Genomic DNA, 14935 nt, shown 5'->3' on the forward strand with positions numbered 1-14935 from the left:
TGATGGTGTGATATGGAATCGAACGAACAAAAACTGACTGAACTGCGAACCACGCTTCGCCATCATGAATATCTCTACCACGTCATGGATACGCCGGAAATTCCTGATGCGGAATACGACCGGTTAATGCGTGAACTGCGCGAGCTGGAAGCTCAGCACCCGGAGCTGATCACCCCAGACTCGCCCACCCAGCGCGTCGGCGCCGCACCGCTAGCCTCCTTTAGCCAGATCCGCCATGAAGTTCCGATGCTGTCGCTCGATAACGTCTTTGATGAGGAGAGTTTCCTCGCGTTTAACAAGCGGGTGCAGGACCGTCTGAAAAATAGTGATGATCTTACCTACTGCTGCGAGCTCAAGCTGGATGGCCTGGCGGTCAGTATCCTCTATGAGAACGGCTTGCTGGTACAGGCGGCGACCCGCGGAGATGGAACGACCGGTGAAGATATTACCTCCAACGTGCGTACCATCCGCGCGATCCCCCTGAAGCTACGCGGCGACAATATTCCGCAGCGGCTTGAGGTTCGCGGAGAGGTGTTTCTGCCGCAGGCAGGGTTCGAAAAAATTAATGAAGAGGCCCGGCGAACCGGGGGGAAAGTCTTTGCTAACCCGCGTAACGCCGCAGCAGGTTCTTTACGTCAGCTCGATCCGCGGATTACCGCGAAGCGTCCGCTCACTTTCTTTTGCTATGGCGTGGGCGTGCTGGAAGGCGGCGAGCTGCCGGCCAGCCACTCGGCACGCTTGCAGCAGTTTAAGTTCTGGGGGCTGCCGGTCAGCGAGCGCGTAAAACTCTGCCATACGCCAGAGGAAGTGCTTACTTACTATCGCAAGGTGGAAGAAGATCGACCGAATCTGGGATTTGATATCGACGGAGTGGTGATCAAAGTCGATTCGCTTGCGTTACAGGAACAGCTTGGCTTCGTAGCCCGCGCGCCGCGCTGGGCGGTGGCGTTTAAGTTTCCGGCGCAGGAGCAGATGACTTTCGTGCGCGACGTTGAGTTTCAGGTCGGGCGAACCGGCGCCATCACGCCGGTTGCGCGTCTTGAGCCGGTACACGTCGCCGGAGTACTGGTCAGCAACGCGACCCTCCATAATGCCGATGAAATCGAGCGCCTGGGACTGCGCATCGGCGATAAGGTAGTTATTCGTCGTGCCGGAGATGTGATTCCCCAGGTCGTGAACGTTGTGCTCTCAGAACGCCCGGAAGAGACGCGGGAAATCGTGTTCCCAACCCATTGTCCGGTATGCCACTCCGACGTCGAACGCGTTGAAGGCGAAGTGGTAACGCGCTGTACCGGCGGATTGATCTGCGGCGCGCAGCGCAAAGAGTCGCTCAAGCATTTTGTCTCCCGTCGCGCTCTGGACGTCGATGGTATGGGCGATAAAATCATCGATCAGCTGGTAGAAAAAGAGTATGTGCACACGCCAGCCGATCTCTTTCAGCTGACGCCGGGTAAACTCACCGGGCTCGATCGCATGGGGCCAAAATCAGCGCAGAACATCGTGGATGCCCTGGATAAGTCAAAAGAGACCACCTTCGCTCGTTTTCTTTATGCGCTGGGGATCCGTGAAGTGGGTGAGGCGACGGCAGCCGGTTTAGCGGCCCACTTTGGCACTATTGAGGCGCTTGAGCAGGCCTCGATTGACGATCTGCAAAAAGTGCCGGATGTCGGGATTGTCGTCGCCACGCACGTGCGTAATTTCTTTGCCGAAGAGAGCAACCGCGAAGTTATCGCTCAGCTGCGTAAAGAGGGCGTCCGCTGGCCTGCGCCGGTGGTGGTCAATGCTGAAGAGATTGATAGCCCGTTCGCCGGAAAAACGATTGTTCTGACCGGTAGCCTGAGCCAGCTCTCTCGTGACGATGCGAAAGCGCAGCTGGTTGCGCTGGGCGCGAAGGTTGCGGGCAGCGTGTCGAAGAAAACCGACCTGGTTATCGCCGGGGAGGCCGCGGGTTCTAAGCTCGCTAAAGCGCAGGAGCTGGGAATTGCGGTAATCGATGAAGACGAAATGCTGCGCCTGCTCGGAGAGTCGCGTGGATAAAGAGCAGCTTATTGAAATTGCCAATACGGAAATGCCGTTTGGCAAGTACAAAGGCCGTCGATTAATTGATGTGCCGGAAGAGTATCTGCTGTGGTTTGCCCGTAAGGATCAATTTCCTGCCGGGCATCTCGGCGAACTGATGGCATTAACCCTGTTGATTAAAACAGAGGGGCTGACCGGTCTGGTCCAGCCCCTTAAGCGTCCGCGTTAAGCTTCGGAGGCGCGGTTTTTTTCCTGCGCCTGCAATGCTTCGGCCTGGCGCTTATAGCGCCTCGCCAGCACTGCGCACACCATGAGCTGAATCTGATGGAAGATCATCAGCGGCAGCACCATGATCCCCAGGATTGAGGTCGGGAAGAGAATATTGGCCATTGGAATGCCGTTCGCCAGGCTCTTTTTCGACCCGCAGAAGACAATCGTAATTTCATCCGCTTTATTAAACCCACACCTGCGCGCTACAAACACGTTAATAGCTATCACAATTGCCAGCAGCACGATGCTGACAATAACGATGAACAGCAGCGATCCGATACCCACTTTGTGCCAGATACCGTTCACGACTGCCTCGCTGAATGCCGAATAAACGACCAGCAGGATAGAGGTCTGATCGGTTTTTGAGATCCACTTTTTATGTTTTGTCACCCAGTTGCCAATCCATGGGCGAGAAAGATGCCCCAGCACAAACGGCAGCAGCAGCTGCAGCATGATTTTACCGACCTGCTCCAGACTCCCGCCCGCGCCGTGCAGATTCATCAGCAGGCCGACCAGCAAAGGCGAAATGAAGATCCCCAGCAGGCTTGAGGCCGAGGCCGAGCATACCGCTGCCGCCACGTTACCGCCCGCCAGGGAAGTAAACGCGATGGCCGACTGGACGGTGGCTGGCAGAATGCAGAGATAAATAAACCCGGTGTATAGCGCCGGATCGACGTTGACAGGCGCCCACCAGGCAAACAGCACGCCAAGCACGGGAAAAACGATAAACGTGCTGCACATGACCCAGAGATGTAAACGCCAGTGGCTTCCTCCGGCAACGATCGCCTCACGCGAGAGTTTGGCGCCGTGCATAAAAAACAGCAGCGCGATGGCGGCGGTAGTTAAATGCTCAAAGAAGGGGACAAATCCGCCGCGAGCAGGAAAAAAAGAGGCCAGCAGGACGACGGTGACTAACGTTAGGGTGAATGGATCAAGAATGCGGAAAAATTTCATAAACGCTCCTGAAAATCGATGTCGCTATTGTGCTTTCTTTAGTTTGAGAAATAAAATCGATTTATTGCATCTATTCATGAAAAAAAGAGATGAATTACTCGCTACGACAGTTGAAGGTTTTTGTGACCGTTGCTCGCGTCAAAAGCTTTAGCCGGGCAGGGGAGAGTATTGGCCTTAGCCAGTCAGCGGTAAGCCATAGCGTCAAAGAGCTGGAGCATCAGACCGGGGTACGCTTGCTTGACCGAACGACGCGCGAAGTGGTGCTTACGGAGGCCGGCCAGCAGCTCGCGGCCCGGCTTGAGCGTCTGTTGGATGAACTAAACGGCACGCTGCGAGAGGCCGGACGCGTCGGGCAGCAGCTGATGGGAACCGTCCGGGTGGCGGCCAGCCAGACTATTTCCGCCCATCTTATCCCGCAGTGCATTGCCGACAGCAACCGTCGTTATCCGGAAATCGATTTCGTACTACACGACCGCCCCCAGCAGTGGGTGCTGGAGAGTATCCGCCAGGGGGAAGTGGATTTTGGCATTGTGATCGATCCTGGCGCTGCTACCGATTTACAGTGTGAGACGGTGCTCGCCGAACCTTTTCTGTTGCTTTGCCGTAGCGATCACCCTTTTGCCGGACGGAGCGCGGTGAACTGGCAAGACCTCCAGCAGCAGCGGCTGGTTCTGCAGGATTATGCTTCTGGTAGTCGTCCGCTGATTGACGCCGCGCTCTCGGGATTTGCCGTTAAAGCGAATATCGTGCAGGAAATCGGTCATCCGGCCACGCTATTTCCGATGGTTGAGTCGGGGATAGGTATCAGTATTTTACCCGCATTAGCGCTGCCGCTTCCTCAGGGCAGCCATTTGCAGGTGAAACGACTCACTCCGGTGGTGGAGCGTCAGCTGATGCTGGCGCGGCGTAAAAATCGCTCGCTTTCAACTGCCGCAGAAGCGCTGTGGGAGGTGGTGCGGCATCAGGCTGGCCAGCTGACCGCTTTGCGCGAGAATGACCCCTTGTATCAGAAATGAAATCAATAGCTTTTTGATATCGAACGTCCGGGAAAACTGTATTGGTAATCGATTGCGTACCCTCGTTATAACATCATGGTAGCCAATTAACTTATCGATTCTTCAGTTTCTAAGGACAGCTTATGAGCGACACGCTTTTTTCACAGAACCCATGGTATAGCGCAGACATCATTCGCGGATATAAGCCGGACTTTATGCCGCGGGTGGCTTTTATTCTTGGTTCGGGTCTTGGGGCGCTAGCGGAGCAAATTGAAGATGCAGTGGCAATTTCATACGAGAAGCTGCCTGGATTCCCGGTGAGTACCGTTCACGGCCATGCCGGCGAGCTGGTGTTGGGAAACCTGGCCGGCGTACCGGTTGCCTGCATGAAGGGGCGGGGGCACTTCTACGAAGGGCGCGGCATGAAGGTCATGACCGATGCCATCCGTACGCTAAAGCTTTTGGGATGTGAACTGCTGTTTTGTACTAACGCAGCCGGTTCTCTTCGTCCGGAAGTGGGGCCGGGAAGTCTGGTGGCGCTGAGCGATCATATTAATACTATGCCGGGTACGCCGATGGTGGGCCTGAATGATGAACGCTTCGGCGAGCGCTTTTTCTCGCTGGCAAATGCCTATGATGCGGATTATCGCGCCGTTCTACAGGGCGTTGCGGCAGAGGAGGGTTTTCCGCTGACTGAAGGCGTATTTGTCTCCTATCCCGGGCCGAATTTTGAAACGGCGGCTGAGATCCGCATGATGCAAATTATCGGCGGCGATGTGGTGGGAATGTCCGTGGTGCCGGAGGTGATAAGCGCCCGCCATTGCGGGTTGAAAGTGGTGGCTGTTGCAGCGATTACTAATCTGGCTGAAGGTCTGGGCGATGTGAAGTTATCCCACGCGCAAACCCTGGCAGCGGCCGAACTCTCCCGGCAGAACTTTATCAACCTGATCTGCGGCTTCTTACGCAAACTGGCCTGAAAATAATAAATATTGACCTCGCTTGCGGGGTCTTACTTTAATGGCAAGGAACGGAAAAAATGGGTATCGCTTCTCGCTTAAAGCTCATGTCGTTTTTGCAATATTTTATCTGGGGAAGCTGGCTGGTCACCCTGGGTTCTTACATGATCAATACGCTGCATTTCACCGGCGCAAACGTCGGCATGGTGTATAGCTCTAAGGGGCTGGCGGCCATTATCATGCCCGGCATCATGGGGATCATTGCTGATAAATGGCTTCGTGCAGAACGGGCCTATATGTTCTGCCATTTGGTTGGCGCGGGAGTGCTTCTTTATGCGACGGCCGTGACCGATCCGGATACGATGTTCTGGGTGATGCTCATTAACGCGATGGTCTACATGCCCACTATCTCCTTGTCTAACAGCGTCTGCTATTCATGTCTGTCGCAGTCCGGCCAGGATCCGGCGACCGCGTTTCCTCCCATTCGCGTTTTTGGCACTCTCGGTTTTATTGCCGCAATGTGGACGGTGAGCCTGATGGGGCTGGAGTTAAGCAGCGCACAGCTATATATCGCCTCTGCCGCGTCGCTATTACTGGCGATTTATGCATTTACGTTACCGAAAATTCCTGTCGTCGAGAAGAAAGCCGGAACCACCCTGGCCAGCCGGCTGGGGCTGGATGCCTTCGTGTTATTTAAAAATCCGCGGATGGCCATTTTCTTCTTTTTTGCGATGATGCTGGGAGCGGTACTGCAAATAACTAACGTCTTCGGTAATCCTTTCCTGCATGATTTTGCCCGCAATCCGGAGTTTGCCGACAGCTTTGTCGTACGTTATCCCTCAATTTTGCTTTCGGTGTCGCAGATGGCGGAGGTCGCTTTCATCCTCACCATACCGTTCTTTCTTAAACGCTTTGGCATCAAAACAGTCATGCTGATGAGTATGCTGGCATGGACGCTGCGCTTTGGCCTTTTCGCTTTTGGCGATCCCTCTCCGTTCGGTTTTGTGTTGCTGTTGATGTCGATGATTGTTTACGGCTGCGCATTCGACTTCTTTAATATTTCTGGATCGGTATTTGTTGAGCAGGAGGTCAGTGCCAATATTCGCGCCAGCGCCCAGGGCCTGTTTATGACCATGGTGAACGGCATTGGAGCATGGGTTGGTTCAGTTCTGAGCGGTATGGCCGTCGATTACTTCTCTATTGATGGCGTAAAAGACTGGCAGACTATCTGGCTGGTGTTCGCCGCCTATTCATTACTGCTGGCGGTTATTTTTGCCCTGTTCTTCCGCTATCAACATGAGCCTGAGAAACTTATCAACAAAGCGCTGACGCATTAATCTTCTTCAGCGGCGGAGTTTATACTCTGCCGTTTCATTTTCCAGGATGCAGTGTGGTAACTTTGCGCATTATCCTTCGCCTCAGGAGCGCATGTCCCATGGAACGCACGCATCGTATCGATCTGAAATTATTGCGCTATTTTCTGGCTGTCGCAGAAGAGCTGCATTTTGGTCGTGCGGCTGCCCGTCTGAACATGTCGCAACCGCCGCTTAGTATCCACATCAAGGAGCTGGAGCAGCAGCTCGGTACGCTGCTGTTTGTTCGCCACTCTCGTAGCGTGGCGTTGACCCATGCTGGAAAAATTCTGATGGAGGAGTCCCGCCGCCTACTTTCCAGCGCCAATCAGGCGCTGGCGCGAGTTGAGCAGATTGGCCGGGGTGAGGCGGGGAGGGTAGAACTGGGCGTGATAGGTACGGCGATGTGGGGGAAAATGCGCCCGGTAATGCGGCGTTTTTTGAAAGAGAACCCTAACGTAGAGGTGCTTTTCCGCGAGAACATGCCCGCCATGCAGATGGCGATGCTGGAGCGACGGGAGCTGGATGCCGGCGTGTGGCGGATGGCGACAGCGCCTACGCCAGGATTTACCAGCCTGCGTTTGCACGAGTCCTCTTTTCTGGTGGCCATGCCGGAGGAGCATCCGCTGGCGATGCTTGAGGCGATCCCGCTTGCGGCGCTGCGTAACGAATATTTTGTTACGATGCCTTCAATACATACCGACTGGACGTTTTTGCAGCGCGTCTGTCAGAGTGCCGGATTCTTGCCGATGATTATCCGTGAAGTGATGGAGCCGCAAACGGTACTGGCTATGGTCAGCATGGGAATTGGTATTACGCTCATCGCCGATAGCTATGCGCAAATGACCTGGCCGGGCGTTGTGTTTCGTCCGCTGGAAGAGCGCATACCCGCTGACTTGTATATTGTCTATGACCAACAACAGGCGACGCCCGCGCTGGAGAAGCTGGTAGCGGCGCTGGTGAATTGATGGTCAGTGCCGGATAGCAAGATGAAGGCCTGTGCCGGTTTCGTATATTGCAGATAGCAAAAAAGCGCCTTTAGGGCGCTTTTTTACATTGGTGGGTCGTGCAGGATGACTCGCTTCGCTTGCCCTTCGGGCCGTCGCCGCAGGCGGCTCCGTTGTCTCTCTTCGCTACTCGTCTCATCCTGAGACTCGCCCTTCGGGCAACGCTACGCGTTGTACAAAATTGTTCCCGACAATTTTGTCGACTCGAACCTGCAGCATGTTCGAATCTTTTGAATCGCAGATAGCAAAAAAGCGCCTTTAGGGCGCTTTTTTGCATTGGTGGGTCGTGCAGGATTCGAACCTGCGACCAATTGATTAAAAGTCAACTGCTCTACCAACTGAGCTAACGACCCGAAGTGGTGGGTGATGACGGGATCGAACCGCCGACCCCCTCCTTGTAAGGGAGGTGCTCTCCCAGCTGAGCTAATCACCCACTTCGGTACTTCACATTTTATGACAAGAAATCCAGCTGGCGAGAAAGTGGTGGGTGATGACGGGATCGAACCGCCGACCCCCTCCTTGTAAGGGAGGTGCTCTCCCAGCTGAGCTAATCACCCACTTCTCAATTTCTTGCTACACGGCGGAGACTACGTAAAGTAGTTGGTGGGTGATGACGGGTTCGAACCGCCGACCCCCTCCTTGTAAGGGAGGTGCTCTCCCAGCTGAGCTAATCACCCCCGCTGTGTGGAGTCGCATTATAGGGAGAGTTGAAAATGAGTCAACGCCTTTTCTAAATAATTTGTTTGTTCGTCGTAAAATTAAACAAAACGATCGCAATGTCATCTATGACGCATGATTTATAAACAAAAAGGGTAAAGCTTGACGTTGAAACGGTAACAACATTGAGGAATCAGCCCACGGTGTTAGAATATTCCTCCATAAAATCCAACGAACACTGCCGCGTGTCGGCACCTTTATCAAACGTAAGGCCACTTCATGAAAATCAAAACTCGCTTCGCGCCCAGCCCGACAGGCTATCTGCACGTTGGCGGCGCGCGTACTGCTCTCTATTCCTGGCTTTTTGCACGTAACCACGGCGGTGAGTTTGTGCTGCGTATTGAAGATACCGATCTTGAGCGCTCCACGCCGGAGGCCATTGAAGCCATCATGGATGGTATGAACTGGCTGAGCCTGGAATGGGATGAGGGTCCGTACTTCCAGACCAAGCGTTTTGATCGCTATAACGCCGTCATTGATGAAATGCTGGAAGCGGGCACGGCCTATAAATGCTATTGCTCTAAAGAGCGTCTGGAAGCGCTGCGTGAAGAACAAATGGCAAAAGGCGAAAAGCCGCGTTATGACGGTCGCTGCCGCCATGGTCACGAACATCATGCTGATGATGAACCTTGCGTTGTTCGTTTTGCCAACCCGGAAGAGGGGTCCGTTGTTTTTGACGACCAGATTCGCGGTCCGATCGAATTCAGCAACCATGAGCTGGACGATCTGATTATTCGCCGTACCGATGGTTCTCCAACCTATAACTTCTGCGTCGTGGTTGACGACTGGGATATGGAAATCACCCACGTTATTCGTGGTGAAGACCATATCAACAATACACCGCGCCAGATTAACATCCTGAAAGCGCTGAATGCGCCTGTGCCGGTTTACGCCCACGTTTCGATGATTAACGGCGATGACGGTAAAAAATTATCCAAGCGTCACGGCGCGGTCAGCGTTATGCAGTATCGCGACGACGGCTACCTGCCGGAAGCGCTGCTGAACTATCTGGTGCGTCTGGGATGGTCAAGCGGCGACCAGGAAATTTTCTCTCGCGAAGAGATGATTAAGCTGTTTAGCCTGGGAGCGGTGAGCAAATCTGCGAGCGCGTTCAACACCGAAAAACTGCAGTGGCTGAACCATCACTATATCAACTCGCTGGCCCCGGAATATGTGGCAACGCATTTACAGTGGCACATTGAGCAGGAAAATATCGACACCCGTAACGGCCCGCAGCTGGCTGAGCTGGTTAAGCTGCTGGGCGAACGCTGCAAAACGCTGAAAGAGATGGCGGCGAGCTGCCGTTATTTCTATGAAGATTTTGCCGAGTTTGATGCCGATGCGGCGAAAAAGCACCTGCGCCCTGTTGCTCGTCAGCCGCTGGAAGTGGTACGCGATAAATTAGCCGCTATCAGTGACTGGACTGCGGAAAATGTTCATCACGCGATTCAGGCGACGGCTGATGAACTGGAAGTCGGGATGGGCAAAGTCGGGATGCCGCTGCGAGTTGCCGTAACCGGCGCAGGCCAGTCTCCGGCGCTTGATGTGACCGTGCATGCAATTGGCAAATCCCGTAGCGTAGAACGTATCAATAAGGCGCTGGCCTTTATTGCTGAACGCGAAAGCCAACAATCCTGATACTTGAAACAGACATTGCAAAACGGCGGGGATAGCTAACCCCGCCGTTTTTTTTGCCTGCTACTTTGCATCAGTAATACCAAGCCGGGAGAGAAATCCGCTAATCCCCTCGCGCGCAAGAAGATCGCGCAGGTGTAACTGTTCGGTCGGGGTCATCAGGTGCATGGTTTCGACAATCTGCCGCCATATGGCGTCAGCATCATTCACAAAGTATTTGACGGGCTGTTCAGCCAGCTGATTATCTATCGCCAGATGCCGTAGCGCCGGAATATTGGCGAGGAAATCGATAACCGGCCTGTCGATGACGATAAGACGAGCGCGCCCCCCTTTGACTCCGGGTATCGGTTCCGTCCGCCATTTTTGTTCTCTGGCCCAGCGGTTTATGGTTTGTCGGGCGAGGTTAAGACTCTCGGCGAGCTCCGCTGGCGTCATTTTATCTTTAAGTTTCATCATGCTTTCACCGATCTCGGATACCCAGTCGGTTGAGTAATCCGGTGATCCCTTCACGCAACAGCAGCGACATCAGCAACTTTTGCTCACCCGGCGTCATCTCTTTGCACAGCGTAAGAAGCAGAGATTCCAGTTCGTTATCCGTTGCGGAGTAGGGGACCGGGTTTTCGGCCACGCGCTGCGCGCTGCGTATGAATTCGCGAACCTGCTCATTGACATGTACGAGGCGCGCTTTACCGCCCTGAACGCCGGGGCGCGGGGAGGTTTGCCACCCCTCTTTACGTACCCATTTGTTTATGGTTTGCCGACTGAAGCCAGTCAGATGCGCTATTTCTTCAGGTGTCATTCGTTCCTTGAGCATACTATTTCCTGAGTAAATATGTGGGAATTAGTTGCACATGTTATAGCATCCTTTTACAGGAAAGAGTGACATGTTTAGCTTCTGGCTGCGATAAGGCTCGCAATGTCAGCCGTTTGCCTGCTTTTTCAGCGATCAAATTGCGGGGATTCATTTTGCCGTTGACACCTGACGAAGGAATTCATATTATGCCGCCCGTCAACACGACACGCTTTACGTTACGGGGCTATAGCTCAGCTGGGAGAGCGCTTGCATGGCATGCAAGAGGTCAGCGGTTCGATCCCGCTTAGCTCCACCAAATCCTGCACCCAGCAGATTTGGTTCGTAAAGAGGTCCTGTGGGGCTATAGCTCAGCTGGGAGAGCGCTTGCATGGCATGCAAGAGGTCAGCGGTTCGATCCCGCTTAGCTCCACCAAATTCCGAACCCTCGCTGCGGCGGGGGTTTTTGTTTTTATCAGGGAAATGTAAAGTACTTTCTGAATAAGTCAGTAAATCTCCGCGTTAAGTAATTTCAGATTTTTTCACTATTTAAAATCTTGCCTGCCTTTATTAAGCAACATAATATTTGCTGCCTAAATATATTTGTTGCCGCAGGAGTTTTAATTAACAATAATGATTGATCATTTTAACATTAAGATCAAAAAAACTCTGCTGGCCCTTCTGGTCTGCTTTATAGCCATTCCGCTGTCCAGATTTATTTCTCCTCAAACTATTATTGACGGAAATCAAATTTATCTGGCATGGCTGCCGTTGAGCTTAATGTATGCTGTGCTTTTTATTTTTGGCCGCTATGCCGTTGCTCCATTGGTAATCGCGTTTGCGATTACCAATGCCTGGATAATCGATCTGACCTTCACTCAGGCGGTCATCCTGCTTTTTTGCCAGCTCTTCTCGGTATTCCTCTCCTGCGCTATTGTCCGTTATCAGCTTGGAAGGCGCTGGCGCGCCGGGCTGACGGCGAAACATATGGGCGTGAGGGTTTTCTGGGGCGGTTTCTTCGCGCCAATTCTGCTCAAGATCACAATGTATCTGGCGGGGCGCTTCTTTTCGTTTCCGCTGGCGATTTCCAGCTATTTCGGCAATATGTCGGTTATCTACACCGTTATCGATATACAGAGCCTGATTAGCGCTGCGTTAATTTTTACGACCTTCTTTTATTATCCGTTGCGGATGATTATCAGTCCGCGATATGCGCGAGTATTCTGGCGCAATCTTTGTCATTCATGGCAAGTGCGCGAGCAGCGAGTATTTACGCTGTACTGGTTTGTAGCGCTGGCGGCAATATTACTGGTGCTATGTACGCCTTATGATTCTGTTTTTATTGCTGGTTATTTAGTTCCTCTTATTTTCATTTTATACTTTATTGGTATTAGTCGTCTGGCGCATACGCTGATTCGCATTTCGTGGTCCGTTTCAGCATTTTTACTCGTGGCCTATAACCAGAATTTTTTGCATGGGGTACAAACTGAATATTCCCTGTCATTTGTGCTTTCGGTGCTAATTTGTTTCACTATCTGTCTGTTTTATATGGCGGATATCTACGCGCGCAGTGAAAGAATGAAGTTCAGATGGCGAGACCAGGCGGAAGAAGATCCGCTAACCGGTTTGCCCAATTTGCGTGCGCTGGAGAGTCATCTGCAGCGTAACCCCGCGGTTGCTATAAGCAGCCTGCGAATACAGAATCTGGATTTCCTTAGCCGCCATTACGGCATGATGATGAGGGTTGAGAGCAAACGGCAAATCGCCTGTAAGCTACAGCCGCTATTGTCTCAGGGAGAGCGGATTTTTCAGCTTCCCGGTAGTGAGCTATTGCTGGTGCTAAACGGCCCTGAACCTGAGGCGCGTTTAAATCATATCGTTTCCACGCTTAACCATAAGAAGTTCAGCTGGAACAACCAGACGTTGGATCTCGAGTTTGGCGCATCGTGGGGAGGCTATAGCGGTACCGAATCGGATATTCACCCGATGCTTGGTCAGCTTAGCTGGCTATCGGAGCAGGCCGGCGCGGCTCGTCGCGTGTTAGCGCTTGACGCCGCTCAGGAACAGATTTCCGATCAAACAAGCGAACAGGTCCGGCTGCTGGCGCAGATTAAGCAGGCGCTTAATGAGCGCGGTCTGGTACTGTATGCCCAGCCCATCCGCGATGCCGCAGGAAAGGGATACTATGAAGTTCTTTGCCGTATGCGCTGCGGTAATAACATCATTACGCCCGATAAGTTTATTCCGCCGATCGCGCAGTTTAATCTGAGCCAGCGCTTTGATATGCAGGTACTGGAAACGCTGTTCAGCTCGCTCAGGCACCATCAAGGGCAGCACTTCTCCGTGAATCTGCTGCCCTATACGCTGATGCAAAAGGATAGCGCGACGCAAATTATCTCGCTTTTTAAACGCTATAACCTGTCGGCGGAGGCGATAACGATTGAAGTCACCGAAGAGCAGGCGTTTTCCGATGTGGAAACCAGTATGTATAACATACAGCAGCTGCGAGAATTCGGCTGCGCTATCGCTATCGATGATTTTGGCACCGGCTACGCTAACTATGAGCGGCTGAAAAGCCTGCAGGCCGATATTTTAAAAATTGACGGTTGCTTCGTGCGGGATATCGAAACCGATCCGCTGGACGCCATTATGGTCAAATCGATTATCGAAATGGCTAAGGTTAAAAAGATGAAGGTGGTGGCGGAATACGTTGAAACGCCGGAGCAGCGGGAAAAACTTCTTCAGCTAGGGGTCGATTACCTCCAGGGGTATCTGGTAGGTAAACCGCAGCCGCTGAGCGAGCTGCGGACGTAAAAAAGCCGGGACTTGCCCGGCTTTCTCTCTAGCGAAGAGGGATTACAGTACCAGCGCGGCGATAGACGCAGAAAGCACGCTCACCAGAGTGGAACCGTAAACCAGCTTCAGGCCGAAGCGAGAAACCACGTTACCTTGCTCTTCGTTCAGGCCTTTAATTGCGCCAGCGATAATGCCGATAGATGAGAAGTTAGCGAAGGAGACCAGGAAGATAGAGATGATACCTTCCGCACGCGGTGAGAGCGTGGCGGCCACTTTCTGCAGATCCATCATGGCGACGAATTCGTTAGAAACCAGCTTGGTTGCCATAATACTACCTACCTGCAGCGCTTCGCCTGCCGGTACGCCCATGATCCACGCCACCGGATAGAAGATATAGCCGAGGATCCCCTGGAAGGAGATGCTATAGCCAAACCAACCGGTAACGGTGGCGAACAGGGCGTTCAGCGCAGAGATCAGGGCAATAAAGCCAATCAGCATGGCGGCCACGATAATCGCCACCTTAAAGCCCGCCAGGATATATTCACCCAGCATTTCGAAGAAGCTTTGGCCTTCATGCAGATTAGACATCTGCAGATTTTCTTCGCTTTCGTCAACGCGATACGGGTTAATCAGCGACAGAACGATAAAGGTACTGAACATGTTGAGTACCAGCGCCGCAACAACGTATTTCGGCTGCAGCATGGTCATGTACGCACCTACGATAGACATGGATACCGTAGACATCGCGGTCGCAGCCATGGTGTACATGCGGTTGCGGGACATTTTGCCAAGAATATCTTTATACGCGATGAAGTTTTCAGACTGACCCAGAATCAGCGAGCTGACTGCGTTAAAGGATTCCAGCTTGCCCATACCGTTGATTTTGGACAGTACGGTTCCGATCGCGCGAATGACGATAGGCAGAATACGAATATGCTGCAAAATACCAATCAGCGCGGAAATGAAGACGATAGGGCACAGAACTTTCAGGAAGAAGAAAGCCAGGCCTTTGTCGTTCATGTTGCCGAAGACAAAGTTTGTCCCTTCATTGGCAAAGCCGAGGAGTTTTTCGAACATCTCGGAGAAGCCCTTCACAAAACCCAGACCAATGTCAGAGTTCAGGAAGAACCAGGCCAGCAGCACTTCAATGACAAGCAGCTGAATGACATAACGAATACGAATCTGCTTACGGTTGTGGCTGACCAACAGGGCCAGAATAGCCACCACTACGATCGCGAGAATAAAGTGCAAGACGCGGTCCATATTTGCTCCAAATATGAGGCAGGTTAAATTTCTGTGCACATTCTATGTAACAAGCGCAAAGAAAACGAGAGCCAGCACACACTATTGCAAGGATATGTGACTAATGGCAAAAATAGTGATCAACCATGCATTTTTGTTATGTTACGTAAAAGTTTTAAAAGTTGCGCTGTTGTACTATTCT

At 52.6% G+C, this 14935-nt stretch carries 12 protein-coding genes and 6 tRNA genes; 10 read left to right on the forward strand and 8 right to left on the reverse strand.

The window, feature by feature from the left end:
• Positions 1–12: 12 nt before the first annotated feature.
• A complete protein-coding gene (gene ligA / locus ACSIPU_RS13490; protein ID WP_004104332.1) occupies positions 13–2037 on the forward strand; it encodes an NAD-dependent DNA ligase LigA in 2025 nt (674 codons plus the stop codon).
• Positions 2030–2248 (forward strand): DUF3820 family protein, encoded by a 219-nt coding sequence (locus ACSIPU_RS13495; RefSeq protein WP_004104331.1) that lies wholly within the window; start codon positions 2030–2032, stop codon positions 2246–2248. Before ligA ends, ACSIPU_RS13495 begins: the two co-directional genes overlap by 8 nt.
• Here the strand turns inward: ACSIPU_RS13495 and ACSIPU_RS13500 are convergent.
• The gene (locus ACSIPU_RS13500) at positions 2245–3243 is read right to left on the reverse strand and encodes a bile acid:sodium symporter family protein (protein ID WP_004104330.1); all 999 of its coding nucleotides are present in this window, start codon (positions 3241–3243) and stop codon (positions 2245–2247) included. The two genes, ACSIPU_RS13495 and ACSIPU_RS13500, sit on opposite strands and share 4 nt — an antisense overlap.
• An 89-nt stretch (positions 3244–3332) precedes the next feature.
• Between ACSIPU_RS13500 and ACSIPU_RS13505 the strand changes: the two genes are divergently transcribed.
• The 4 genes from ACSIPU_RS13505 to ACSIPU_RS13520 all read left to right on the forward strand — a co-directional run bounded on the left by ACSIPU_RS13505 (position 3333) and on the right by ACSIPU_RS13520 (position 7514).
• A complete protein-coding gene (locus ACSIPU_RS13505; protein ID WP_004114320.1) occupies positions 3333–4259 on the forward strand; it encodes a LysR family transcriptional regulator in 927 nt (308 codons plus the stop codon).
• A 122-nt stretch (positions 4260–4381) separates the two neighbouring features.
• On the forward strand, positions 4382–5215 hold the full coding sequence (xapA, locus tag ACSIPU_RS13510) for a xanthosine phosphorylase (protein ID WP_047720810.1): 834 nt from the start codon (positions 4382–4384) through the stop codon (positions 5213–5215).
• Between the two features lie 59 nt (positions 5216–5274).
• The gene (locus ACSIPU_RS13515) at positions 5275–6531 is read left to right on the forward strand and encodes a nucleoside permease (protein WP_196557862.1); all 1257 of its coding nucleotides are present in this window, start codon (positions 5275–5277) and stop codon (positions 6529–6531) included.
• Between the two features lie 98 nt (positions 6532–6629).
• Positions 6630–7514 carry a LysR family transcriptional regulator gene (locus tag ACSIPU_RS13520; RefSeq protein WP_004104318.1) on the forward strand — a complete coding sequence of 295 codons (885 nt, stop codon included), beginning with the start codon at positions 6630–6632 and terminating at the stop codon, positions 7512–7514.
• Between the two features lie 316 nt (positions 7515–7830).
• On the opposite strand, the gene ACSIPU_RS13525 is transcribed toward ACSIPU_RS13520, so the two are convergent.
• From ACSIPU_RS13525 to ACSIPU_RS13540, 4 genes are all read right to left on the reverse strand, one after another.
• A tRNA-Lys gene (locus ACSIPU_RS13525) sits at positions 7831–7906 on the reverse strand.
• 4 nt (positions 7907–7910) lie between these two features.
• Positions 7911–7986: transfer RNA gene (locus ACSIPU_RS13530), tRNA-Val, on the reverse strand.
• Positions 7987–8034: 48 nt separating this feature from the next.
• Positions 8035–8110, reverse strand: a tRNA-Val gene (locus ACSIPU_RS13535).
• A 44-nt stretch (positions 8111–8154) separates the two neighbouring features.
• Positions 8155–8230: transfer RNA gene (locus tag ACSIPU_RS13540), tRNA-Val, on the reverse strand.
• Positions 8231–8489: 259 nt separating this feature from the next.
• Between ACSIPU_RS13540 and gltX the strand changes: the two genes are divergently transcribed.
• On the forward strand, positions 8490–9908 hold the full coding sequence (gene gltX, locus ACSIPU_RS13545; protein ID WP_004104317.1) for a glutamate--tRNA ligase: 1419 nt from the start codon (positions 8490–8492) through the stop codon (positions 9906–9908).
• 60 nt (positions 9909–9968) lie between these two features.
• On the opposite strand, the gene ACSIPU_RS13550 is transcribed toward gltX, so the two are convergent.
• Together ACSIPU_RS13550 and ACSIPU_RS13555 are read right to left on the reverse strand one after the other, a co-directional pair.
• Positions 9969–10361: a YfeC-like transcriptional regulator gene (locus ACSIPU_RS13550; RefSeq protein WP_004104316.1), complete on the reverse strand. Its 393-nt coding sequence runs from the start codon at positions 10359–10361 to the stop codon at positions 9969–9971.
• 4 nt (positions 10362–10365) lie between these two features.
• Positions 10366–10719 (reverse strand): YfeC-like transcriptional regulator, encoded by a 354-nt coding sequence (locus ACSIPU_RS13555; RefSeq protein WP_004104315.1) that lies wholly within the window; start codon positions 10717–10719, stop codon positions 10366–10368.
• A 219-nt stretch (positions 10720–10938) separates the two neighbouring features.
• Between ACSIPU_RS13555 and ACSIPU_RS13560 the strand changes: the two genes are divergently transcribed.
• The 3 genes from ACSIPU_RS13560 to ACSIPU_RS13570 all read left to right on the forward strand — a co-directional run bounded on the left by ACSIPU_RS13560 (position 10939) and on the right by ACSIPU_RS13570 (position 13509).
• Positions 10939–11014 (forward strand) — tRNA-Ala (locus tag ACSIPU_RS13560).
• A gap of 41 nt (positions 11015–11055) precedes the next feature.
• Positions 11056–11131: transfer RNA gene (locus ACSIPU_RS13565), tRNA-Ala, on the forward strand.
• A 197-nt stretch (positions 11132–11328) separates the two neighbouring features.
• Complete coding sequence (locus tag ACSIPU_RS13570; RefSeq protein WP_004104314.1) at positions 11329–13509, forward strand: EAL domain-containing protein; 2181 nt, start codon at positions 11329–11331, stop codon at positions 13507–13509.
• A gap of 42 nt (positions 13510–13551) precedes the next feature.
• Here ACSIPU_RS13570 and ACSIPU_RS13575 read toward each other — a convergent pair whose 3' ends face one another.
• Positions 13552–14754 carry a NupC/NupG family nucleoside CNT transporter gene (locus ACSIPU_RS13575; protein WP_023329888.1) on the reverse strand — a complete coding sequence of 401 codons (1203 nt, stop codon included), beginning with the start codon at positions 14752–14754 and terminating at the stop codon, positions 13552–13554.
• Positions 14755–14935 lie beyond the last annotated feature (181 nt).

The organism is Klebsiella sp. HN106, assembly GCF_051209435.1.
Lineage (GTDB): Bacteria > Pseudomonadota > Gammaproteobacteria > Enterobacterales > Enterobacteriaceae > Klebsiella > Klebsiella oxytoca.